At 65.2% G+C, this 21752-nt stretch carries 25 protein-coding genes and 1 tRNA gene; 10 read left to right on the top strand and 16 right to left on the bottom strand.

Features of this window, described 5'->3' with window-relative positions; translation table 11 throughout:
• Positions 1–61: 61 nt before the first annotated feature.
• From ABEA50_RS18020 to ABEA50_RS18005, 4 genes are all read right to left on the bottom strand, one after another.
• Positions 62–292 (bottom strand): anti-sigma factor family protein, encoded by a 231-nt coding sequence (locus ABEA50_RS18020; RefSeq protein WP_345496713.1) that lies wholly within the window; start codon positions 290–292, stop codon positions 62–64.
• A gap of 64 nt (positions 293–356) precedes the next feature.
• Positions 357–1142: an alpha/beta hydrolase family protein gene (locus ABEA50_RS18015; protein WP_345496712.1), complete on the bottom strand. Its 786-nt coding sequence runs from the start codon at positions 1140–1142 to the stop codon at positions 357–359.
• Positions 1139–2605 carry a hypothetical protein gene (locus tag ABEA50_RS18010; RefSeq protein ID WP_345496711.1) on the bottom strand — a complete coding sequence of 489 codons (1467 nt, stop codon included), beginning with the start codon at positions 2603–2605 and terminating at the stop codon, positions 1139–1141. Before ABEA50_RS18010 ends, ABEA50_RS18015 begins: the two co-directional genes overlap by 4 nt.
• Before the next feature lie 10 nt (positions 2606–2615).
• Complete coding sequence (locus ABEA50_RS18005) at positions 2616–4340, bottom strand: NAD(P)/FAD-dependent oxidoreductase (RefSeq protein WP_345496710.1); 1725 nt, start codon at positions 4338–4340, stop codon at positions 2616–2618.
• 263 nt (positions 4341–4603) lie between these two features.
• Between ABEA50_RS18005 and ABEA50_RS18000 the strand changes: the two genes are divergently transcribed.
• Together ABEA50_RS18000 and ABEA50_RS17995 are read left to right on the top strand one after the other, a co-directional pair.
• The gene (locus tag ABEA50_RS18000) at positions 4604–5803 is read left to right on the top strand and encodes a molybdopterin-dependent oxidoreductase (protein ID WP_345496709.1); all 1200 of its coding nucleotides are present in this window, start codon (positions 4604–4606) and stop codon (positions 5801–5803) included.
• Positions 5800–6231, top strand: a complete 432-nt coding sequence (locus ABEA50_RS17995; RefSeq protein ID WP_345496708.1) for a hypothetical protein — start codon at positions 5800–5802, stop codon at positions 6229–6231. Before ABEA50_RS18000 ends, ABEA50_RS17995 begins: the two co-directional genes overlap by 4 nt.
• A gap of 491 nt (positions 6232–6722) precedes the next feature.
• On the opposite strand, the gene ABEA50_RS17990 is transcribed toward ABEA50_RS17995, so the two are convergent.
• Positions 6723–7226, bottom strand: coding sequence for a DM13 domain-containing protein (locus tag ABEA50_RS17990; protein WP_345496707.1), 504 nt, complete (start codon positions 7224–7226; stop codon positions 6723–6725).
• A 158-nt stretch (positions 7227–7384) separates the two neighbouring features.
• Between ABEA50_RS17990 and egtA the strand changes: the two genes are divergently transcribed.
• Entirely contained in the window at positions 7385–8650 is a 1266-nt protein-coding gene (gene egtA, locus ABEA50_RS17985) for an ergothioneine biosynthesis glutamate--cysteine ligase EgtA (RefSeq protein ID WP_345496706.1), read from the top strand.
• 139 nt (positions 8651–8789) lie between these two features.
• Positions 8790–9467 carry an RNA polymerase sigma factor gene (locus ABEA50_RS17980; protein WP_345496705.1) on the top strand — a complete coding sequence of 226 codons (678 nt, stop codon included), beginning with the start codon at positions 8790–8792 and terminating at the stop codon, positions 9465–9467.
• A 242-nt stretch (positions 9468–9709) separates the two neighbouring features.
• Here the strand turns inward: ABEA50_RS17980 and ABEA50_RS17975 are convergent, their stop codons facing one another.
• On the bottom strand, positions 9710–9940 hold the full coding sequence (locus ABEA50_RS17975) for a hypothetical protein (RefSeq protein ID WP_345496704.1): 231 nt from the start codon (positions 9938–9940) through the stop codon (positions 9710–9712).
• A gap of 242 nt (positions 9941–10182) precedes the next feature.
• Here ABEA50_RS17975 and ABEA50_RS17970 point away from each other — a divergent pair, with 242 nt between their 5' ends.
• From ABEA50_RS17970 to ABEA50_RS17960, 3 genes are read left to right on the top strand one after another with little or no spacing between them, the layout of a single operon-like run.
• The gene (locus ABEA50_RS17970) at positions 10183–10575 is read left to right on the top strand and encodes a hypothetical protein (protein ID WP_345496703.1); all 393 of its coding nucleotides are present in this window, start codon (positions 10183–10185) and stop codon (positions 10573–10575) included.
• Positions 10544–11068 (top strand): DUF6879 family protein, encoded by a 525-nt coding sequence (locus ABEA50_RS17965; RefSeq protein ID WP_345496702.1) that lies wholly within the window; start codon positions 10544–10546, stop codon positions 11066–11068. Before ABEA50_RS17970 ends, ABEA50_RS17965 begins: the two co-directional genes overlap by 32 nt.
• Complete coding sequence (locus ABEA50_RS17960; RefSeq protein WP_345496701.1) at positions 11069–11911, top strand: helix-turn-helix domain-containing protein; 843 nt, start codon at positions 11069–11071, stop codon at positions 11909–11911.
• Positions 11912–12007: 96 nt separating this feature from the next.
• Here ABEA50_RS17960 and ABEA50_RS17955 read toward each other — a convergent pair whose 3' ends face one another.
• The 3 genes from ABEA50_RS17955 to ABEA50_RS17945 form a co-directional block, all read right to left on the bottom strand.
• A complete protein-coding gene (locus ABEA50_RS17955) occupies positions 12008–12208 on the bottom strand; it encodes a hypothetical protein (protein ID WP_345496700.1) in 201 nt (66 codons plus the stop codon).
• A gap of 157 nt (positions 12209–12365) precedes the next feature.
• Entirely contained in the window at positions 12366–13061 is a 696-nt protein-coding gene (locus ABEA50_RS17950; RefSeq protein WP_345496699.1) for a maleylpyruvate isomerase family mycothiol-dependent enzyme, read from the bottom strand.
• A 167-nt stretch (positions 13062–13228) separates the two neighbouring features.
• Positions 13229–14701 (bottom strand): HNH endonuclease signature motif containing protein, encoded by a 1473-nt coding sequence (locus tag ABEA50_RS17945; protein WP_345496698.1) that lies wholly within the window; start codon positions 14699–14701, stop codon positions 13229–13231.
• 312 nt (positions 14702–15013) lie between these two features.
• On the opposite strand from ABEA50_RS17945, the gene ABEA50_RS17940 reads away from it, so the two are divergent.
• A complete protein-coding gene (locus ABEA50_RS17940; protein ID WP_345496697.1) occupies positions 15014–15163 on the top strand; it encodes a hypothetical protein in 150 nt (49 codons plus the stop codon).
• Positions 15164–15283: 120 nt separating this feature from the next.
• Here the strand turns inward: ABEA50_RS17940 and ABEA50_RS17935 are convergent.
• Positions 15284–15357, bottom strand: a tRNA-Ile gene (locus ABEA50_RS17935).
• Positions 15358–15451: 94 nt separating this feature from the next.
• Here ABEA50_RS17935 and ABEA50_RS17930 point away from each other — a divergent pair.
• A complete protein-coding gene (locus tag ABEA50_RS17930) occupies positions 15452–15904 on the top strand; it encodes a nitroreductase family deazaflavin-dependent oxidoreductase (RefSeq protein WP_345496696.1) in 453 nt (150 codons plus the stop codon).
• A gap of 6 nt (positions 15905–15910) precedes the next feature.
• Here ABEA50_RS17930 and ABEA50_RS17925 read toward each other — a convergent pair whose 3' ends face one another.
• The 4 genes from ABEA50_RS17925 to ABEA50_RS17910 form a co-directional block, all read right to left on the bottom strand.
• Positions 15911–16102, bottom strand: coding sequence for a hypothetical protein (locus ABEA50_RS17925; protein WP_345496695.1), 192 nt, complete (start codon positions 16100–16102; stop codon positions 15911–15913).
• Positions 16103–16145: 43 nt separating this feature from the next.
• A complete protein-coding gene (locus tag ABEA50_RS17920) occupies positions 16146–17153 on the bottom strand; it encodes a zinc-binding dehydrogenase (protein ID WP_345496694.1) in 1008 nt (335 codons plus the stop codon).
• Positions 17154–17616: 463 nt separating this feature from the next.
• Positions 17617–18366, bottom strand: coding sequence for a phosphotransferase (locus ABEA50_RS17915; protein WP_345496693.1), 750 nt, complete (start codon positions 18364–18366; stop codon positions 17617–17619).
• 387 nt (positions 18367–18753) lie between these two features.
• Positions 18754–19167, bottom strand: a complete 414-nt coding sequence (locus tag ABEA50_RS17910; protein WP_345496692.1) for a hypothetical protein — start codon at positions 19165–19167, stop codon at positions 18754–18756.
• A gap of 96 nt (positions 19168–19263) precedes the next feature.
• Here ABEA50_RS17910 and ABEA50_RS17905 point away from each other — a divergent pair, with 96 nt between their 5' ends.
• Positions 19264–19797, top strand: a complete 534-nt coding sequence (locus ABEA50_RS17905; protein ID WP_345496691.1) for a glycine-rich domain-containing protein — start codon at positions 19264–19266, stop codon at positions 19795–19797.
• On the opposite strand, the gene ABEA50_RS17900 is transcribed toward ABEA50_RS17905, so the two are convergent.
• Positions 19718–20821 (bottom strand): PDR/VanB family oxidoreductase, encoded by a 1104-nt coding sequence (locus tag ABEA50_RS17900; RefSeq protein WP_345496690.1) that lies wholly within the window; start codon positions 20819–20821, stop codon positions 19718–19720. The two genes, ABEA50_RS17905 and ABEA50_RS17900, sit on opposite strands and share 80 nt — an antisense overlap.
• 28 nt (positions 20822–20849) lie before the next feature.
• Complete coding sequence (locus ABEA50_RS17895) at positions 20850–21752, bottom strand: metal-dependent hydrolase (RefSeq protein WP_345496689.1); 903 nt, start codon at positions 21750–21752, stop codon at positions 20850–20852.

The raw sequence follows: 21752 nt of genomic DNA, 5'->3' as shown, positions 1-21752 counted from the left end.
CGGCCGATGCCTTCGACTGCGCTCAGCACGGTGAGTTATGGCGCGGATCGCTACGCCCGGCTCACTCTGCCCAATTTCGGAACGCTGTGAGCAGATCTCCGCGCATATCGACGGGCAGGGTCTGCGGTGCGGGCAGCTCGCCGACGAGCGCGATGGTGCGGCGGAACTGTTCCATATAGGCCTCGCACCCATCACATTCGGCGAGGTGATCCTTGAAGCGCTGCTCGGTGGGCCCATCCAATGAACCGTCGAGAAACGCCGTGATCAGTTCGACCAACTCGTCGCAGTCCATCGTGCCTCCTCGGTCGTGCCGATCCCCCAGTGTCCCACGCACCGGCCCATCGCAGGGTTACTCGCTATTTGCCCCTCGCCCTATCGCTCTCGGTGTCGATATAGCGCCTCGCCCACGTCGCGAGAATCCGGGCGCAGTAGGTCGCGTCGGCACGGTCGGTGAGCAAATGGTCGGCGTTGTCGAGACAGACGAACGATTTCGGGTGTGCGGCAGTGTCATAGATGCGGCGGGCATTGTCGACACCGACAACGCGGTCCTGCGGCGAGTGCATGATCAGCAGCGCACGCCGTAGCTTCGCGATGCGCGTCATCTGGTCTTGGTGACGCAGATCGTGCACGAATTCTCGGCGTAAGCGAATCTGCCTGGCGCCCACGCGGACTGTCGATTCGCCGAGCGATTCGATGACGGCGGCCTCGGCGCTGAAGAGGTGTTCGATATGCCGAGGTTCGGCGGGTGCCCCGATCGTAGCCACAGCACGGACCTCGGGAATCATGCCCGCGCCCGCGAGCACGGCCGCACCACCCAACGAATGGCCGATCAGGATCGTGGGCGGCGCCAAGACTTCCCGCAGATGTTCGGCGGCACAGACGAGATCGCCGATATTGGTCCCGAAAGTGGTGTCGGCGAAGTCTCCTTCCGAAGCACCGACGCCGGTGAAATCGAAACGTAGAACGGCGATCTGCTGCCGGATCAGTTCGCGTGCGATGCCGACGGCGGCGGCCGAATTCTTCCCGCAGGTGAAGCAGTGCGCGAACAGCGCGACCGCCTTCGGCGGCTCGGTCGGCAGGTCGAGGAGTCCGGCGAGTCCGGTGCCCGAGGTGCCTTCGAAAACCAGGCGTTCGCGGCTCATCCGACGAGCACCGGGATCAGTGCCACGATAAACGCGATCAGGCTCCACAGCGCCGGTGCGGTGCCGAGGACCTGCTCGTATCGGGCAAGCAGGTGTTTTTCGATCGCTCGGCTCCGCGTGGGATACCACGGCGCGACACGCTGTTCCAGACGCTGATAGACGACGCCGAGCACCGCACCGTAGGCGACGTGCCCGACCAGCGACGGGAACGAGGCCGCCAGCGCGGCCGCCGACCAATCCGGCGCCGAGCCGAGCAGCAGCGGCAGCAGGGTGAGGTTCCCGAGCACCCACCACAGAAAGCCGTACGAAGCACCCCAACCGATACCGGAAGCGGCATCGAAACTGCGCCGCCGGAAGAACATCGCGTACGTGACCCCGATGAACACCGAAATCACCAGGTGCACAAGGACTCCGACAAACACCGAACCCGAAGACACCAGCGCCGCCACCCGAGGAAGCAAGCCCACCGCCACCATGACCCCGGTGAACACCACACCGCCCGCCAACCCCGCGACAACACCGTGCAACACCGGAACGACACCGCCGGTGGCCAGTCGGTCAGCTTGGCCATCGCGCACGTCGTCGGACAACGTCCTGCGCACGATCGCTTCGATCACCCCCAGCACGATCGCGGTCCCCGCACCGAGCAACAGGTATCCGGGCAGCGTGGGTACGGCCGCACGCGCCGCGGTGACAGACCAGTCCAACCCGTTGCCGTCCTCGACCGAGGACAGCGTCAACCCGGCGGTCATCCACCAGACGAATCCGTAGACCACGCCGTGAATCAGCGCGGGCCCTGTCCCTTCCCGCCGGGCGCCGAACAGCAGCCCGTACCCGGCACCCGCGAACGATCCGACGATCACCGAGGAGTACCCGGAGTCACGCATCGAAGGGAAAGCGACCGCGAGCAGAGCACCGACAATCATTCCCGCGATCACCGCCGACACCACGGTGCGGGCCCGCACGGTGCGCCGCGCCACGCCGTCGACGCGGCGGGCCAACACGGCGAAAGCGGCCGCCGTGATCGCCCCGTACAGCAGATGACCCACGAGACTCGGCAGCAGATCCTGAGTGTCGGCGATCGTCCAACGCACCGGATCGCCCAGCAGCACAGGCAGAATCGTGAGCGGCCCGGCCAACCACCAGACGGCCCCGTAGATCAGTCCCCAGAACAGCAGTTCGCTCGGCGCGATGTGCTGGCGCAGCACCAGAATTCCGAATCCGGCGCCGATGATCGCCGCGATCACCATGTGCACGAAGAATCCGAGGATCGGCGAATCGGCGCGAACAATGGCGGCCACGGTGGGCAGGAAGCCGAGCGACACCATCACCAGTCCGAAGGCGAGTCCGCCGATCAGACCGGCGACGGCGCCGACGGCCGCACCGGTGCGCGAACGCAGGCCCGGTTCGCGTGCCGCCGGTTCACCGGCCGGAATCTCATCGTCGGTCGTGCGTGTCGGCACGACGGTAGCGTCAAACATGGTGTTCCTTCGCCGAGGCCGGGACCGTCGCGATCTCCGACGAGGTGAGTGCGATATCGCGGGGGAAACCGAGGTCGAGCAACCAGTCGGCGAGCACCCGCAGCCGCTTCTCCGTTCCCGGAAGTTTGCTCAAATAGATTGCCCGCCAAAGAATCCAGCCGGGCAGACCCGAAATCTGGCGGCCGAGCACCAGCCCGGTAGCGCGCCGATGACCCAGTGACACGAGCACACCGAGCGCGCCGAAGCGGAACGGCTTCGGCGTGCGACCGTTCAGCGCGGCGGCCACGTTGTCCGCCACTGTCTTTCCTTCGCGGATCGCGTGCTGCGCGGTCGGCGGATAGAAGGCGCCCTGCTGCGCGGGATCCGGGATGCGCGCACAGTCACCGATCGCCCATACGCCAAGGAAATCGGGAACGCGCAGGCATTCGTCGACGGAAACAGGTCCACTGCTACCGGTTTCGAGACAGCTCAGCAACGGGTTGGGTCGGTTACCGGCGGTCCACGCGAGCGTGTTGGTGGCGACGATCTCACCGTCGGACAGGCGCACGCTGTCGGCGTCCGCGCCGGTGACCCGGACGCCGAGCCGAAACTCGATGCCGCGCCGGGCGAGGGTCTGCTGTGCGTAGTCGCCGAGTTCCTCGGGTAACTCCGGCAGCAGCCGACCACCCGAGTGCGCGAGGACGAAGCGCGGGCGCAGATCGTGCAGCCGAGGGTAATAGTGCAGCACGTCGTGCACGAGGTCGTACAGTTCGGCGATCAGTTCGGTGCCCGCGAAGCCGCCACCCGCGACGACGAACGTGAGCAGCCGATACTGTTCGGCCACCTCGGGTTCCAGGTCCGCCTGTTCGAGCGTGGCGAGCACATGATTGCGCAGTCGATTGGCGTCATCGATGGATTTCAGCGCGAAGGCGTGCTCCGCGACGCCCGGCAGATCGAAGAAGTGCGCCACCCCACCCACTGCCAGGATTACGTGGTCGTAGGGCACCCGTTGGCTGCCCCGATTACCCGAGGTCACGTGCAATACCCGATCGGCGGTGTCGATCGACTCGACTCTGCCGTGCAGAAATGTCGCGTGCCGCAGCGCCGCTCGCACCGGAGCACTGACATGCCGTGCCTCGAGGGCACTCGAGGCGACCCCCACCAACAGTGGCGTGAACAGCAGGAAATTGGCGTCGCTGATCACCGTGACATCAGCCCGCAGCCCGCGCGCCAACAACGTGTCCAATCGCCGTCCCGCACCGACGCCGCCGAAACCGCCGCCCACCACCACGATGCGCGGTCTCGGCTGTTCGGTGGCGGACGCGACCGACCGTCGCCGCAGCACGAGGAACACACCGTAGAGCACTGTTCCCGCCAGCGCACCCAGCAACGCGCTGCGGATCAGGTCGTCGAAGGCGGCCGTCGCATCGGTGATCGACCACTTCGGCACGCTCCCCGACGCCAGCACCGACAGGGTCAACGGCCCACCGATCCAGTCGAGCAGCCCGGCCAGGACTCCGATCGCGAACGACGAGCCGAGACTTTGTCGGTGTCTGCCGGTGAACAGGCCGAGCAGCACACCCAGCACCATCGCGTGCACCAACCACAGCCACCAGCCCGAGCCGCGTGCCGAATCGAGCGCCGCGACAACCACTCCGGCCACCAGCCCGCTCAGCGCACCGGCGAGCAGCCTGGTGGTGCGGGTGGCGCCCGACGTCAACACCGTTCCCGTGCTCACGACCCGCGCGCCCAGCACGAACGGACATCGAACACGGTCGCGCCGGGCGATACGTCCCGACACCACCGTGCGGTGTCCCGGTAGTTCGGCGGGTGGCGCAGAGTCGCGAGGTACATCATGTTCCCGGTAATTCCTTCGTGGGTTTCGAGATCGGATCGTCGCGGCACGTAACGAATCGCGTGTGCGCGGGGTCGGTATGAGCAGCCACCGACTCAGTGGCGCCGATCCGCCAGCGCGTTACACCCACGAACGGAGCAGTCCCGATGAATGCCGACGACCCCGCCGTGTCATTGACAAAGCCGCCGGTGGCGGTCGAGGACAACGACCTGTTACTACCCGGCTTCGTCACCGAGCGGATCTCCCCCGCGCGCTCGACCGCGGTGGCGGCGCGGGTCGGCATCTTCCTCGGCGTCTCGATCACCATGTGCTTTGTCACCGGATTGATCAGCCACTGGATCCAACATCCACCGCCGTGGTTCTGGTGGCCCGCCAATCCGGTGTGGCTCTACCGACTCACCCAGGGCGCGCACGTGGTGTCGGGTGTGGTGGCCATTCCGTTGTTACTGGTGAAGTTGTGGGCGGTCTTTCCTCGACTGTTCGCCCGGCCGTTGATCGGCAATCCGTTGCGCCTACTCGAACGCGGATCCATTGCCGTACTGGTGGGTTCGATCATCTTCCAGCTGGTGACCGGCCTGTTCAACACGGCACAGTTCTATCCGTGGAAGTTCTTCTTCACCACCACGCACTACGCCATGGCGTATGTCTCGTTCGGTGCGCTCGCGGTGCATCTGGCCGTCAAGCTTCCGGTGGTCCGCTCCGCGTTGGCACGGCCGTCCGCCGAAACCGTCTCGGCGCCGAAGGAACCCGGGGCCGTGTCTCGTCGCGGAGTTTTCGTCGCGGCCACGGCGGCGGCCGTGGTCGCGGGGGTGGCGATCGCGGGCCAATCGGTGCCGCTGCTGCGCCGAGTCTCGGTGCTCGCTCCGCGTAGTGGTGAAGGGCCACAGGGTCTTCCGGTCAATCGCACGGCGGATCAAGCCAATGTGATCGCGGAGGCGACCGCCGAGGAGTACCGCCTGGAAGTCGGTGTGGGCGAGGCGAAACGCGGGTTCACCCGTGCCGAACTGGCGGCACTGCCGCAGACCGAGGCCGAAGTGCCGCTGGCTTGCGTGGAAGGTTGGAGTGCTTCGGCGCACTGGTCCGGGATCCGGTTGCGCGATCTACTCGCCGCCGTCGGCGAATACCGCGGCGGCGACGTCGAATTCCGCTCATTGGAACGCAGTGGGCTGTACCGGCGGTCGGTGCTGCCGCAAACACACGTCGTCGACGCCGATACCTTGGTAGCGCTGCGCCTCAACGGTGCGGAACTCGACCTCGACCACGGCTACCCGTGCCGACTCATCGCACCCACCAGACCCGGTGTGCTCCAGACCAAATGGCTCTCCGCGATCGAGGTGCTGACATGACCGCGACCCGTCTGCTGCTCGGCCTCGCCGGACTCTGGCTCGGCTGGTACGGCCTCACGCTCGTCCTCGATTTGGGCCCTGCCGACCAGGTTTCGCTGGCCTGGTGGTTCGGCGGCGGAATCCTGCTACACGATGGTGTGATCGCGCCACTGTTCGCCGGTCTCGGCCTCGCCGCTCGACGCATCCTGCCCGCACGCTGGTGGGCGCCGATCACCGTGGGCGCCGTGTGCACCGCGACCCTGATCATTCTCGCGGTCCCCGTTGTGGGACGTGAGGGTGAGATCGTCGCGAACGACAGTGTGCTCGATCGCAACTTCGGGGTGGGTCTGCTGGTGGCGATCGGGACAGTCTGGGCACTGGTTGCCCTCGACATCGTTCGACGGCTGTATGGCACACGGCGTCGACCCGTCGCCGCACACGAACAGTGACACTCACTGTGCCACAGGCTTTTCCTAGACCATTGAGCACGGCAGGGAGATCGCGAACGACGTGACCCAAAGGTATCTTCATCCCCATCGGGGGGCAGACGGCCGCGATCCTCGCCGGTGCGGCACGCACACCGCGGCGGCTACCCCGCGCCGTCCGGAAATCCGAGAAATACCGCGCGGTGAACCACGCCGAGATGGGCGGCGTTGATTCAACGAATTCCTCAGCGGCCGTGGCGCATCGATATCGCACGTCGGGCGAGTACCGGCAACGAGCGGTCTTGTCGAGGAGCCGATCAATCGGGTGAACCGCCGTAACGCTTCCGACTATCGGCACCACAGTGCTCGGTCGCGGCGGACCGGATTGTGACTCCCGGTCGAGACCCGACGCGATGGCGGTGGCGCACCGTGCCGGACAGCACGAGCCACCGTCGCCGGCGCCGTCGGGCGAGCCACCCCTCATCAGCTCACCCGACGGTCGCCGGCCCGGCGTCTCAGACCTGAGTGAGTGTCGCGGCACCGAAGGAGACGCCGAACCGTTCGCACCAGATGACGGCGGTTTGCAGCCCCGTCAAATCGGTTCCCGCGGGCACGGCGTAGTTCTGATTGCCCTCGTTACCCTTCAACGAACCCAGGTCCACATGCCTGCCGTCGTCGAGATTGCCACCCTGCCCCGGCTCCAGCGGCTGATCGCTGAGCCACACGTGCAGGGCAGGGCCATCGGAAGTACGGAGGTCGGCCAGCCGCAGCGTGACCGTGCCATCCGTCAGCGTCTGCAACGAAACCTCGCCCGTGGTCGAATGCTCATGGGACACAAAGGAACCCGTTGATACAGACTGCACCTCATCGGCGTCGGGGGCGACGAGCGCGGTTTCGTCGACCCGGACGGTCGTGAATACCCGCCACGGCTGAAACAGCAACAGCGCGACCACCAATACGGCGGCCACCACCAGCGCGACCACCCAGACAACGGGCCGACGGATAAGAGTCGTGATCATGAGTTCTTCCATTCTGTGAACGAGTCGACATACGGCACATCGCTCATCGACGAGCGCGTGCAGTTCATCCAGTGCTACGCACGGCGCGACTCGTTACAACCGTTGTAACGCCGAGATGTCCACCGGGAACTGCGCGGTGACCGGACATGGAGGTAGAAATGGCTGCTGCTCTCGCACAATGGAATACGACGGTCACGCACGACACCGATGTCTGTTCGACCCGATCCGCGGCGGCCGCTTACCTCGAACAAGCATGCTTCGCGCTCGCGCCGCCGACGCGGATCGGCGTCGAACTGGAATGGCTGACGGTCCTGGGCCCACCCGGTTCCACCTACGGCCACCGACCCAGGTCCGGTGTCCTCGCCGCCGCCCTCGGCGATTACGCACCGCGCTCTATCGCCCCCGATTCACCACAGCACGCACTGCCGGGCGGCAGCGGCGTCACCGTCGAGCCGGGCGGTCAGGTCGAGTTGTCCAGCGTGCCGTGTGACGACGTCGACCGACTGTGCGAGCACCTGCACGCCGACACCGCGATGCTGACCGACATGCTCGCGACCAAAGGAGTCCGGCTCGTTGCGCGGGCCGCCGATGACCGGCGTCGTCCCGAACGCATCCTGTCCGCACCCAGGTACCGGACGATGGAGCGCGCGTTCGCCGAGATCGGCCCGTTCGGCGCGGTGATGATGTGCAATACCGCCGCCACCCAGATCAGTGTCGACGCGGGTGCCGACCGCGCGGAAGTCACCGCGCGCTGGCGCGCCCTACACGACGTCGGGCCAGCGCTACTCGCGGCGTTCGCCTGCTCACCGTCGGCATGCGGCGTCCCGCCGGGACATTGGGCGTCGCAGCGCATGCGGGCCTGGTTCCAGCTGGATCCAGCACGCACTCGTCCCCCGGCACCACATGGCGCCGACCCGATTACCGCCTACGCGCATTGGGCACTGGCCGTACCACTGTTGTGCGTTCGACCGACCACCGAATCCACTGCCGAATGGGACGCACCCGACGCCACCTTCGCGGACTGGATCGCGGGTGCCCTCGACGACGAGATCGGCCGACCACCCACCCGCGCGGACCTCGACTACCACCTCACCACTCTGTTCCCACCCGTGCGTGCCACCGGCCACCTCGAGATCCGCTACCTGGACGCCCAGCCCGACAACTCGTGGTCCACCCCCCTGCACACGTTCGAAGCGCTCCTGCCCACCCCCGAGTCGCTCGCCGCGGCGACCACGCTCGGCGCACCACTTGCCGACGCATGGGACGAAGCCGCCCGCTCGGGCCTCGCCGAGCCACAGTTGCGCACCGTCGCTGCCGATCTCCTCGACTTGGCCGCCACCACCGCATCGAATCCCGCTGTGGCGCAAGAACTCGACGCTGCCGCACGACGCTGCCGACGCGGACAGGCTCCGCACGAAAGCTAGCCCGCGCCCCTGGACCGTGGCGTCATAGTTTCGTCAGCGGCTCAACACGTCATTTCCGACATAACGACCCTACGGTCGATGAAGTGAACGGTGGAGAAAACACCCGACGGGTGCCTGTCCCGCGATCGAGTGCAAGCGCATGAGCACCGACGCCGCCTTCCCGACCGACGATGTCCTGGTCCGCCGACTACGCCACGGCGACGAAGCCGCGTTCGCACTGATCCTGGACGCCTGGTCGGGATCCATGCTGCGCCTGGCGCAATCGTTCGTCTCCACCCCTGCCTCCGCCGAGGAAGTCGTCCAGGACACGTGGATCGCGGTCATCCGCGGCATCGACGGCTTCGAAGGCCGGTCCACCCTGAAGACCTGGGTGTTCCGCATCCTGGTGAATACCTCGAAAAAGCGTGGCATGAAAGAACATCGAACGATTCCCTTCGGCAGCCTCCTCGCCGAAGACGGCAACCCCACCGTCGACCCCACCCGATTCCGCCCCGTCGGCGACCCCCACCCCGGCCACTGGCGCCCCGGTCGAGAACCCCAACGCCACTCCGAACCCGAAGCCGCCGCCGAGCGTGTCGAAATGCGCGAAATCATCGCCGCCGCAATGACAGAACTCCCCGACCGCAGCCGAATCGTATTGACCCTGCGCGACGCGGAAGGCTATTCCTCCGACGAGGTTTGCGAGCTGCTCGGCATCACCGCGGGAAACCAACGCGTCATCCTGCACCGCGCGCGAGCGGCCGTGCGGGTGCGGTTGGAGAACTACCTCGCGCTCGCCGGTGAGTCACGGGCTCGGCAGCTCGGCGGTGAGCGTTGATCGCGATCGACTACCGCCGGATTCGACCCCTTCGGCTGACACCCGCTCGCTCGGCCTGCCCGGGGCCTTCCTCACCCGCTCCATCGGCGCGGCTCCTACCGTTCTCGAAGGTGCGACCATACGACACCCTCGCAATCCAACCCGATTGCAAGGATGTACTTTTCGTCATCTGCGCGGCCAAAACACCGCCCACACCAGCACACCCAACGGCAACCCGATCGCGACCGCATATCCCAACGCGATCACCGACCGAGCCCGAACACCACCCACCGCGCGAACGACAACCGAGGTAGCACAGTCTCGACATCAACGACCTCCATCAGACGGTTCAGCACCAACGGGTCGACGTGGTACGGACTGGGCATGACCACCACAGCTGCCCCGGTGTTACGCACCTGATCGACCACCGGCAACACCGACCGCACATCCGCCCACACCACGCGATAACCGAGCCGCTGCGCAAGTCTCGACACCTGAGCCCGATCCCGATCAGGCGAAATACTCGAGTCGTAGTCGATCCACCCGAAAGCAGTAGGCCGCATGGTGTTTCCCCTGTCATCCCCTGAGTGGTCCGCACCCGACGCCGAGGACCCAACCGCCCGGCGCCGGGGCTCGATACGGACGTTAAGAAGTGCGTCTACCACTGTCCACAAGTGTGCACAAATTTGCACATATTTTGTGAACAGGGTTTCTATTGCTTCGCGAGGGAAGCATCATGGAGACGACACAGAAATCCTGTGCACACTATTTGGACAAGGGTCAGACCATGCGGATCACATTTCTCGGCAAGGGTGGCAGCGGCACGAATGACTGCCCGTCCTTGTACGTCACCGACCGGAACAGCTTTCTCGTACAGGGGTGGCAAACCGATACGCCCGGAACGGTGGAGATCCCCCACCTGCTCCCTGGTTTCGCGGAGCCACGAACCTACATCGGTGCCACACTCGCCGACACCGGACGCGGGACGTTCACACTGGCGGGTCAAGCCGTCACCGACAGTGAGGCACTGGGTCAACTGGAACTGGCCGACGATGAAACAGTGGTGGAGGTTCCCCTACGAGAGAGGACGTACTTCGGTGCAACTGCTGACCGGCGACCCGTGGCCTGACCTGTTCGGGCAATGCCAGCGTGAAGCTGTCCATGTAGAGGTCAGAGACACCTACGAGGTTGCGAATGAATCGGAACCGTTGAGGCGGTTCCTCGATGGCGAAACCAGCGTCGCCACCGATGCTGCCTGGTTCGTCCCTTGGGCGAGTCTCGTACGGGAAGCCACCAACCGTGGCGTAAAAGTGGCCCGTATCCGAGTGGTCACCGTTCCGCACGTCGACTATCAACGGTGGCTGCTCGCGGTGGCGGCGATGAACACCGAAGCCGGCGAAGACATTCGGTACATCCCCCGACATCTGGTCGATACGAATGAAGTACCCACTGACGATTTCTGGTTGTTCGATGAGAAGGTAGTTTTCAATCTTGTCGACCAAACCGGCCATGCGGCAGGCGTCTCCGCTCAGACTACCGACCCGGGAATCGTTGAGCATTTTCGTCGGGTGCGGGATCGGTTGTGGCCGCTAGCTACACCGTATGCGGAGTATGTCCGGTAGATGGCGAATAGTGTTCGGGACGCGAGAGAGGCGCTGGGAGCCCAACTTCGCGAGATTCGCCGGAGAGCGGGAATCAGCGGCCGTGAACTCGCGCGTCTGTCCGGCTGGCACGAATCCAAGGTATCGAAAATCGAATACGGAAGACTGAACCCCTCTGACGCTGACGTTCGCGCCTACTGCGAGCACGCACGCGCGAACGGTCAGCTGCCAGACCTGTTGGCGACCGTCCACAACATCGACGCCGCGTACATGGAGTACCGGCGCCAACACGCCGCAGGGCTACGGCAGTGGCAGAAGAAGTCGATAAAGCTTGCGGAGCAAGCGAAGCTGATGCGGATATATCAGACCGCTGTCATACCGGGCATACTCCAGACTGCCGAGTACGCCGAGGCCATACTCAGATATTCCACCGCGTTTTATCGGCTCCCCAGCGATGACATCGAAGAAGCGGTCGCCAACCGCATGGAACGCCAACAGTTCCTTTACCGTGGTGACCGCCGGTTTCATATCCTGTTCGCCGAACAGGCACTGTCAACCACGGTGGGCGACGACACGGTGATGATCGGACAACTCGACCGGCTGTTAGCCGTCATAGGACTGCCTCGAGCATCGGTAGGGATCGTTCCGGCAACGGCAGAATTGCCGCTACAGCTGACGAACTTCGTAATGTTCGATGACCGTATGGTCAACGTTGAGGCCATCACCGCTGAACTGACGATCACCCAACCGAGAGAGATCGCGGTGTATGGCCGAGCGTTCAACGCACTCGCCGGCCAGTCGGTGACCGGACAAGCTGCACGCTCCTTGATCACCGCCGCGCTCGGCAACAGACGGACGATCTGATAATTCAGCCCCGCGTCGGCGTAACGACCTGGCAGGGGGTTTCATGTGTGCGGACGCAAAAATGACTTATCGCGAACGGGGGTTCGCCCACCATCGTCAGCCGTCGCCGATTTGCTCTGCCGCAGCAGATCCGCTCCGCTTGTTGCGGATTCGCATCAGCGCATCGCTCAGTACTTCCATGTCATCAGCTTGCGGGAGTATCTCCGGTGGATACGCTGCATCCCACGCCCATCGGACACGCACGCCCTCCACCATCGCGGTTTCGAGCTCTTCCGCTGCCTCGAGAACGACCGCCACTCCCCACGGACAGCTCTTGCTGAGGGTCGCCGACGATATCCAACCCCAGCTATGACAAACGCTATGCGTCCGTGTGCGCAAACCTCTTCGGGTGATCCAGACTGCTCCGCGCTCTCGAACACTGTTGCGCCATTCCTTACGGCTTCGCCCGCTCGAGCTACGGCACCAGCGGACCCGACAATGCCCGCTCACCAGCACTGCGATCGCCCGACCACGTGAGCGCGGGATCGGAGAGCGGCTTACGCGTCCAGAGAGCGAGGAGCAGATCTGCTGCGGTGCCGGACAGTTGGGCAGCGGGTTCGGCAGTGCCGTAGGTCCAGTTGTCGTCGGTGTCGGTGGCGTGGAGACGGATCGCCGTGTCCGGCTCGGCAGCCAAGCCGCGCTTGATCATTCGGGGTGCGAAAAGGTCGAAGACTTCCGTGACGCCGTCGGCAGCATGGTCTCGGGCGAACGGCACCGGTGTGCCGAGCGCGTTCTGCCCGTCCCACAGATGCATCAGCGTCTCGTGCATTCGGCGACGCCGCCAGAAGCCCACCGTGCGCGGCATCTGACTGGTGAAAGTCCAAGCGGGAGTGGCCGGATCCGCGGACAGTGTCGATACGAGAGCGGCGGCGGCTTCGTCGTACCAGCCCCGTAACCGCGCAGGATCCGCAGGCGCGGGCTCGTCCCGACTGTCGCCCCGCCCTTCACGCACAGCGGTCACCACCCACATGTTGCCGTTGCGCAGATGGTCGACCAGATCGAGGAAAGTCCAGTCACCGCAGCTGGGTACGGGCGCGGACAGGTCTACCTCGTTGGTGATGAGCGCACCGAATTCGAGGAGCGCCGCCTGGAGTACGGGAAGGTGATCCATACCCTTCACCGTATCCATCGTGCCTCGCAGCCTCCTGGTTTCAGCGACGGCGGGCTGTGATGATCCAGGCGCGCGAGTCGAAGTACACGCCACAGTCGGTGGTGTGCGAGGCAAGGGTGTCGCGCAGTCGCGTGCGTGCTTGTTCGGCCGCTCCTGCGTCGATTAACTCATGCTGCCGGTGGTGGGTGGTGTTGTTGGAGCCATTGTTCATGCTGTTGGTGTTCGCGGCGGTGATGGATTCTTGTCAGAGCCGCGGCGAGTAGCTCTGAGGAGCGGTGACGGTGGTTGATTTTCGGCGTGCGAGTGGGATCGATATGGGCTGGTGCGATCCACCCGGTGCGTCCTGGATATTCGCAATCTTTGTCCATGACAATGGTTTTCCAACCATTCGGACCGTCATGAATCAGCGCGTGGCAGGCATCGCAGGCCAAAGTCTCGTTGCCGATGTCCGTCGGTCCGCCTTTGGCGGCATCGCGAATATGGTGGACGGCGCACAGACTCGCTGGTGCGTCACACCCCGGACGCGAGCAACCCCGCAGGGCTGCGATGAGTGCCATGCGTTGCTCGCGGGTCGCGAGGCGTTTGGTGGTGCCGAAATGTAGGGGAACACCCGCGTGGTCGAACACCACCAGGAACGGTCGCGATTTCTGGGCCAGCTCGAGTGCGTCGCTGATAGGGACGGTGCCGCCGGTTGCGGTGGTTGCGACACCGGCGGCTTTCTCCACTTCTGCCACGCTCAACGTCAGCATCGTCGACACTGGAACACCCCGGTGAGTTCCCCACCCGCCGGGGTTGTCGGGATGCAGGATTGTCAGGAACGCGTCGTGGGTGCGTTGCGCGGCGCTACGCCGATCACGCTCGGCCGCAGCCACAAGCACGTCACGATCGACGGACTCGGTGCCACCACGAGGACTGTCGGGGTCTTCCGGATTGCACATCCCGGGGCGCGCGTATTTCGCGACGAGTGGATCCAGCAACGCCCGCAACGTGGGCGTGATCTCGCCGCTGATCGGTGACATCCCGTCCGCGCGTTGGGCTCCGATAATGATGCCACGCATGCGTTGGCGGTCGACATCATCGGTCAACACACCATCGGGGTCGAGATGCGCCAGGATCCGATCCCCGACCTTCGGAATGTCATCTGGCGAACCATTGCGGGCGAAGTCGGCCAGGATCTCCTCCGCTGCTTGCACATCCGCGCTCGGGGTCAGCCCAGGGACACGTTTCATCACCTTCGCGATACGCCGCGCATGCTCGGTAGAAATCTCACCGTGCCGTAAAGCTTCCGCAGTGTGCGGTAATTCGGGTTCACGAGTACTGCCGTCCAGGGCATGCCAGTGTCCGAGCGCCTTGGCCGCGTTGACCCGCGCACCAGCCTCGGCATGCGACAACCGCAACGTCTGCATCAGATACTTCTTCAACGTCCGCGCACCAGCTCGCTCCGGCATCCCCCGGTCGGACACTTCGACCAGCGTGGCGATACCGGCGGAGGTGAGCATTCGTGTGGCAGTTTCGATTTCACGCAACCTATCCAGCACGTGTTCGTCCGCCAGTTCGGTGCAATCACGATCAGATAACTTCGTGACAGCATCCAGCAACCCAAGACCTACTTGGTGCGGTGCACCGAATTGTTCCCCCATGTCCCCATATTACATTCATTCACGACAGGCGTCCAGAGGAATTACATTGTGAAACAATACGTTTCAGACCATGCGCCATTTCACTGATGTCCCGCGCCTGAAATGAAGCCCCACCAAGGGCTTGCCGCACATAGCCCGTGGGTCATGGCGAGCTCCTTGTAGCAGATCGACATCGCGGCCAAGGTAAGGCAACCCCGGAAATGAGCGCCCTTGCGGTCGTGGCGAGTCGCGAGCAGGTGGCAACCACCCGCCAAGCGATGTGTGGAGCCGGAGGGTTTTCGCGTCGACACACGCCTGGTCATAGGCGGCCAGGTGCTCGAGCTTCTGAGCCGGGTGGAACTGCGGCGGTTGCCACCGCCGACGCGTGGCTGGGTCGGATCATTGTCCGCGATCGGCATGACGGTGGGTGCTCTCGAGGTAATCGGCCCGTCTCTCACCCCGCGTCGGGTCGAGTTGCTGTGAAGTCGCGGCCTCAGCTCAGCCTGACACGCAGGGGAGGCGGAGCCGTAGAGAAATTCCACGAAATTTCGCTGGTTATGGCCAAGCCCTCAGCCCGCGTCGACGGGCTCACCAGCAGTCTTGTGGGGCGGGCGGGGCTCGAACCCGCGACCAATGGATTATGAGTCCACGGCTCTAACCGACTGAGCTACCGCCCCGGACCCGCAATGCGGCGGGCTGGGTGGATGGTACCGGCTCGGGTGCGGGGGGTTCCAGTCGGAGGTGGTCGATAGGGTGGTGGGGTGGGGGTCGATGACGGGTGAAGGGGCGATTGTGGCCAGTGTGTTCGTGAAGGTGCTGAAGGCGCATCAGTGGGTGTATGACAACAGCGGTGGGTTGATCGGGCATCGGGTGTTGGCGGGGAATCCGACGTTGTTGCTACGGACCGTGGGGCGTAAGACGGGGCAGGCGCGGACGTCGGCGTTGACGTACGGGAAGGACGGGGACAGCTATTTGGTGACGGCGTCCAACGGTGGATCGCCGCGGGCTCCGGGGTGGTTGGCGAATCTGAAAGCCAAGCCGGAGTGTGAGATTCAGGTCGGGCGGCGCAAGGTGCGGGTGGTGGCGGCGGCGAAGTTGCCGGATGATCCCGATTACGCGCGGTTGTTCGCGGTCGTGGACAAGGTCAACAAGGGTCGCTACGCGGAATACCAGAAGAAGACCACGCGCGAGATCGCGGTGGTCGCGTTGACTCCGGTGGGCTGAGCTGGCTCAACGGCGGTAGTCGTCGCCCCACTCGTCGTAGTCGTCGGGGTCGTAGTCGTCATAATCGGCCGCGTCGTCGTAGTCGTCGTACTCGTCGACGCGGTCCTTGGCGCGGGGAGGTCTGCTGGCGATTTGCACGACGGCGACCACCACACCGAGGACCACGACGACAACGCCGACGACGATGAGAGTCTCCATCCCGGCACCCTATCGTCGTGCCGGGATGATCGCATGGTATGAGCTAGGACACCGAGTCTGTGAGCAGCAGGGTTCGGCCGATAGCGGCCCTGGATTCGATAGCGGCGTGGGCTTTTTCGGCATCTTCCAGTGCGAAGGTTTGGCCGATGACCACTTCGAGACGTCCGGCGCGAACGTCGTCGAGGACCTGCGCCGCGAGCGCCTGCCAGTCGGTGTCGGCGGTGGTGATATCGAACAGGTTGTAGACGGTGACGCCCCGCGCTTCGGCCGACTCCGCGTCGCCGGTAGCGAATTCTCCTGCGGCGGAACCGTATCCGAGGAAGCTTCCGTTGTCGGCGACGATCCGCAACGCCGCCCCACCGAGATCCCCACCGGCGCCGTCGAGAACTACCTGCGGTCCGGCTCCACCTGTTGCCGCACGCGCGGTGTCCGCCCAACCGGGTTCGGAGTAGTCGACCACGACGTCGGCCCCGAGCCGACTGGCCAGTGCCAATTTCTCCGCCCCACGCGCGGCGGCGATCACCTGCGCGCCCGCGGCGTGCGCGAACTGAGTCAGCAGAATGCCGAGCCCACCGGCCGCGGCGGTGATCAATACCCACTCCCCCGATGCGATCGCGGCACGCTCGAATGCGGCCTTCGCGGTCCTTCCGTCGTGCACGAGCGCAACGGCCTGCCGCACACTCACCCCCTCGGGCACCTCGGTGAGCACACCGACCTCGGCGACCGCCTTCTCCGCGTACCCACCGATCGGTTGACCACCACCGATCCGGCTGGCGACCGTCCTGGTCGCGACCCGCTTGCCGATCCACGACGGGTCTACTCCCGCGCCCACCGACTCGACTACGCCGCCGACCGCACCACCCGGCACATACGGCGGCGCCATCTTGAAGAACTCCCGCCCCCATCCGGCCCGCAGCCGAGTGTCGAGGAACATCACGTCCGCGGCGGCGACCGCCACCACCACTTCCCCCGCTCCGGCTTCCGGCGCGTCCACCGCACGGGTCTCCAACACTTCCGGCCCACCGAACTCGGGCACGTATACGGCTCGCATGGCATTCCTCCATCGACTGTCGCGTGATCGAACACCGCAAGCGTGCAACCTAAAGCTATATTGAGGTCAAATGTCGCTGGTAGAACAGCTGGTCATGGGACCGTAGCGCCACGAGCTGAAGCGATGCCCCGCACCTCGTGACGCGTTGTCACCCGACGGGCGATCGGGCCAGACTGCTGGACCGCCACGTATCGGTGTCGGAATACGCGTGAGGTCGGGCAAATACCAGACGAGAACCGCGCACCGGCGCCGGAGGAACGGTCCGTACGCACCGGCAGAACGTGTCCTGACAGAGGGGGCGCTCGGTCACTTCCGCCCGCATGGTGATCTGTGCGGTGCGCCCTCATCGAACCCACGTCTTCGCGATGGCATCGGCGCGATTGCCGCACTCCCTTGTGCGACAACTCGGTTGAGCCCTTCTCCTACTGTGGCACCACATTCCGAGGCAAGCGGCGATTACCCCTCACAGCGCACGCTCGAGCGCCGCGCGATGGTCGACGACCCACCGGTGCGCGGTGCGAATCACCTCGGGGACACCGGATAGACACAACTCGCGCATTCCGGGTTCCCCTGCGGCAGCGCCGGTTTCGATACCACGAGCACATCGACTCTGCCACCACAACACGGTGTCGAGCAGTTCGTAGCGCAACTCGTCGCGCACGCGCAGACCGTAAGCGTCGCAGATCAGCCGCATCCGACCGCCCGCCTCGGCGACATCGTCCACGCTCGGGCCGAGCTCGAGATACTGCCAGCAGACGTGCGCGAGGTCGTGAATGCGCCGCCCCGGTGCCGCGGCATCCCAGTCGATGAACGCGATCGGACGCAGCGCATCGCCTGTGCCGGAATACACCGTGTTCTTCGGCGACAAATCGTTGTGACACACCACTTCCCCCGCACCACGTAGCGGATGCGTCGCCGTGAGATCGTGGAACTGCCGGACGAGCCGCGCGAGGTCGACGAGCGCGGCGTCCGACCGAACCGCCGCCACCCGATCGGGCTCCCAGGCGACGTATCCGGCTACGTAACTGAGGATTTCACGATCCGGCGCCTCGGTACCGAGAAAACGTGGCGCACCCCGCCAGCCCATCTGCTCGAAGAAGTCGAGCAACGAATGCACGAACTCGGCCCGCGCCGGACACCGTCGCACCACCCGATCGCCACGCTTGACGGTCGGGTTGACGAAACCGCCCGGTAGCGGCACATCCTCGACCACACCCCCAGTATCCAGGAACTTTGGCGCCGATCAGCGCAGTCGAAGCAAACCGGCTGCGGTAGAGCCTGTGAGTCCGTCGGACGGGTGTTCGTTCAACCATTCGGAAAGTTCTGCGCTGGAGGTTATCCCGCCACTGACTACCCCGCGATAGATATCGATCGACGGGTGCGCCGGGCCCCCAGCTTCGCGCTGCGCCTTCAGCGCAAGAATCGTGGAGCGCATCCGTGGGGTGAGCGGCGCGAACATTGGCGTCGACCGCGCAGTCGCTAAGCACAGCGAAGCCGTCCAGGCTTTCCGAGGCGTTGCCAGCGCTCCAATAGCTCGAGGCGGCGGAGTATTTCGTGTGCTCGGCGGGCACGCTCGCGACTTTCTTGCACAACAGCCTAATCAGGAGCCTCCACCACCGCAGCTACCTCCTCCCCCACCACAACTACTCCCGCCGCCACAGCTGCTGCCCGTATCGCCACCGCCGCTGTCGTTCTGTCCACCGGAATCGGAGGTGCCGCCGCCGCAGCCACCGGGCGGGGCGCTGCCGGGGTCGTGACCGTGGTGGTGGGCGGGGTTCGGGGAGGTGGACCAGTCGCCGGAACCTACTCCGATGATGGCGGCGCCTCCGACGGCCCATTGCGTGGGGGAATCGGTGGTGGCGGATTCCGGTTTGCGCCAGCGCGGGTCGGTGGGGTCGGCCGGGAAGGGGTTCGCGGCGCGGTCGTGTTGGGTACGGAGCACGATGAATACCGTCGACGCGACGGCGACCCCCAGGAATACCAGCACGATCGCGACAATGACGATTGCGGTCATATCACACGGTAACGGCCGAGGTGGGCGACGTACAGTGAAAAGGTGGCGACGTTTCGTTTTCCCTGGTCGCGGCGGCGGGGTACAGATTTGACCGAAATGTCCCGAATAGTCGCGGAATTGACGCTGCCCGAGGCCGTGTACAAAACCTGTCCGTGGCAGCCGAGGGAACTGGTGGAAACCGGTTTGCGGCAGTGGTTGCGGTGTTGCGGGGCGGCGATGCGTGACGGTCAGGTGATCGGCATGCCCTCGCACGCGGTCGACGAGGCGTGGCACGGCTTGATCCTGTGCACCGAACGGTATGCCGAATTCTGCGGCAGCGCCTACGGACGATTCCTGCACCATTTCCCGGAAGGTTCCGGGCCGCCGAAGGTTTCGCACGGTTCGATGGCCGAACAGCTCGGCCGCACGGTGGTCGCGTGGTCGATGGTCGCCGAACCGGGCGAGGAATGCGTGCTCTGGAACCTCGACCGCGAGGTCGGCGTCGAACATCCGTGGGGAATCTCTGCTGAGCAGGTAGCGGCCGTGCGCACGGCGCTTTCGCCAGTGCTGATCAGAGGTCGAGCACCAATCGACCTCGCGCGCGCGAGACGCACACCAGCATCTGACCCGCCTCGTGGTCGGCGGCGGTGAGCACCGAATCCCGGTGCTCCGGTTCGCCATCGAGTACCCGTACGGTGCAGGTGCGACAGAATCCCTGCCGACACGAGTACGGCCGATTCGGGTCGGTGCGCAGGATCGTGTCGAGCACGGACTGATCAGCGGCCACCTCGACCACCTCGCCGGTGGAGGCGAATTGCACCTCGAAGGCCACCCCGTTCACGATCGGCGGCGGCGAGAACCGCTCGGAATGCAGTTCTACGCCGGGGATCTCACGGACGGCGGCGGCGACCGTGCTGGTCATCGGCGTCGGCCCGCAGCAGTAGACGGCGGTGTCGGCCCGCACGTTCGGCAACAGCGTTTCGGCGTCGGGCACACCGTGTTCGTCGTCGGTGCGCACGGTGACCCGGTCGCCGAATCCCGCGATCTCGTCGAGGAACGGGATGGTGTCGCGACTGCGGCCGGTGTAGACCATCGTCCAGTCGACACCGAGTCGATTCGCCAACCGTGCCATCGGCAGAATCGGCGTGATTCCGATCCCGCCGGCTACGAAATGCACACGCGCGGCGGAGGATCCGTAGCCGGGAACGGCGAACGGGAAGGCATTGCGTGGTCCGCGGACGGTGAGGGCGCTGCCGACCGGCAACGTGTCGTGTACCTCGACGGACCCGCCGCCCCCATTCGGTATGCGCCGCACCGCGATTCGATACGCGCGGGTATCGGCGGGGTCACCGCACAGCGAGTACTGACGCAACCGGCCCGAGGGCAGCTCGAGGTCCAGGTGCGCGCCGGGACGCCACGGCGGCAGCTGTCGCCCGTCCGGTGCTCGCAGCCGCACGCTCATCACGTCCTGGTCGCGCGCCTCTACGCGACGTTCGGCGACCTCGAGCACGATCCGACGATCGTCGACCTTCGGCGTGAGATCACGGCGATTGATCAGCGCGCTCCACCGCAGCCGCGCCGAGGCCACGGCGTCGAGTGCGCGCACCGTCCGGTCGCGGCTGTGCTTGGCGAAGAGGTCGGCGGGTAGGCGCTCGGGCGGCGGCCGCAGATTCATGCCACCACTTCCATGCCGCTCGGCGAAATCATGATGCGACACCTTGCGCGGCAGGTGATTTCGCCAAATACGCGATGGCTTGACCGGTGGACCCCACTGATTCCGGATTGTATCCGGGCACGAAGGTCGACGCCGCGCTCCGCACCAGCGAAGGCACACTCGGCAGCGCGCCACGCCACATGGCACCGAATATCCTCGGGATCAGCCGCGCGTATCCCAGATCGGGCAGCGCGGGGTCCTGGTGCACCAGGAATTTGGTGCCTCGACCCACCAGGACGAGGAACATCGGGAACACGATCGTCATCACCGCCGCGCGACGCAGGTAGCCGACACCGAAATACAGCGCCACATCGTGCGCGACGTGGCGGTGTTCCACCTCTTCGGCACCGTGCCAGCGAAACAGGTCGACGACGCGGGGGTCGGCGTCGAATTTCTCCAGATCGGCGTTGAGCACCCAGTCGCCGAGGTAGGCGAAGAAATGTTCTAGGCAGGCGATCACCGCGAGTCGTTCCACCAGCACCTGCCGGTAGGCGACGCCGTCGGGCAGCGCGGGGGCGAGCGTCTTGCGGAACAGGTACTCGGCTTGACGCACATAGGGTCCCGGATCGATCCCGTTGGCGGCAAGTACCTCGAGCAGCACCTTGTCGTGCGTTTCGGCGTGCATGGATTCCTGCCCGATGAAGCCGTGCATCGCCTCGCGTAGTTTCTCGTCGCGCACGAACGCCAGTGCCTCGGCGTAGGTGGCGCAGAACATCCGCTCACCTTCGGGGAGCAGCAGGTTGAGCGCGTTGATCAGGTGTGAGGCAACGGGTTCGGCGGGCATCCAGTGCAGTGGGGTATCGGTCCAGTCGAAGCGCACGTCGCGGGCGTGCAATGCCACCTCACCCGGGTCGACGTCCGGGCGGCGTCGGTCTGCGCGAAGCAGCTTCAT

It is taken from the genome of Nocardia callitridis (assembly GCF_039543305.1).
Taxonomy (GTDB): Bacteria; Actinomycetota; Actinomycetes; order Mycobacteriales; family Mycobacteriaceae; genus Nocardia; species Nocardia callitridis.
The sequence above is the reverse complement of the archived record's forward strand: the minus strand, read 5'-3'. Positions and strand labels throughout refer to the sequence as shown.

Excerpts from the sequence above, each read along its gene's own strand:
- ABEA50_RS18020 (WP_345496713.1), bottom strand. The coding sequence starts at position 292 with ATGGACTGCGACGAGTTGGTCGAACTGATCACGGCGTTTCTCGACGGT.
- ABEA50_RS18015 (WP_345496712.1), bottom strand. The coding sequence starts at position 1,142 with ATGAGCCGCGAACGCCTGGTTTTCGAAGGCACCTCGGGCACCGGACTC.
- ABEA50_RS18000 (WP_345496709.1), top strand. The coding sequence starts at position 4,604 with ATGAATGCCGACGACCCCGCCGTGTCATTGACAAAGCCGCCGGTGGCG.
- ABEA50_RS17995 (WP_345496708.1), top strand. The coding sequence starts at position 5,800 with ATGACCGCGACCCGTCTGCTGCTCGGCCTCGCCGGACTCTGGCTCGGC.
- ABEA50_RS17990 (WP_345496707.1), bottom strand. The coding sequence starts at position 7,226 with ATGATCACGACTCTTATCCGTCGGCCCGTTGTCTGGGTGGTCGCGCTG.
- egtA (WP_345496706.1), top strand. The coding sequence starts at position 7,385 with ATGGCTGCTGCTCTCGCACAATGGAATACGACGGTCACGCACGACACC.
- ABEA50_RS17980 (WP_345496705.1), top strand. The coding sequence starts at position 8,790 with ATGAGCACCGACGCCGCCTTCCCGACCGACGATGTCCTGGTCCGCCGA.
- ABEA50_RS17970 (WP_345496703.1), top strand. The coding sequence starts at position 10,183 with ATGGAGACGACACAGAAATCCTGTGCACACTATTTGGACAAGGGTCAG.
- ABEA50_RS17960 (WP_345496701.1), top strand. The coding sequence starts at position 11,069 with ATGGCGAATAGTGTTCGGGACGCGAGAGAGGCGCTGGGAGCCCAACTT.
- ABEA50_RS17950 (WP_345496699.1), bottom strand. The coding sequence starts at position 13,061 with ATGGATCACCTTCCCGTACTCCAGGCGGCGCTCCTCGAATTCGGTGCG.
- ABEA50_RS17945 (WP_345496698.1), bottom strand. The coding sequence starts at position 14,701 with ATGGGGGAACAATTCGGTGCACCGCACCAAGTAGGTCTTGGGTTGCTG.
- ABEA50_RS17930 (WP_345496696.1), top strand. The coding sequence starts at position 15,452 with ATGACGGGTGAAGGGGCGATTGTGGCCAGTGTGTTCGTGAAGGTGCTG.
- ABEA50_RS17925 (WP_345496695.1), bottom strand. The coding sequence starts at position 16,102 with ATGGAGACTCTCATCGTCGTCGGCGTTGTCGTCGTGGTCCTCGGTGTG.
- ABEA50_RS17920 (WP_345496694.1), bottom strand. The coding sequence starts at position 17,153 with ATGCGAGCCGTATACGTGCCCGAGTTCGGTGGGCCGGAAGTGTTGGAG.
- ABEA50_RS17910 (WP_345496692.1), bottom strand. The coding sequence starts at position 19,167 with ATGACCGCAATCGTCATTGTCGCGATCGTGCTGGTATTCCTGGGGGTC.
- ABEA50_RS17905 (WP_345496691.1), top strand. The coding sequence starts at position 19,264 with ATGTCCCGAATAGTCGCGGAATTGACGCTGCCCGAGGCCGTGTACAAA.
- ABEA50_RS17900 (WP_345496690.1), bottom strand. The coding sequence starts at position 20,821 with ATGAATCTGCGGCCGCCGCCCGAGCGCCTACCCGCCGACCTCTTCGCC.
- ABEA50_RS17895 (WP_345496689.1), bottom strand. The coding sequence starts at position 21,752 with ATGAAGCTGCTTCGCGCAGACCGACGCCGCCCGGACGTCGACCCGGGT.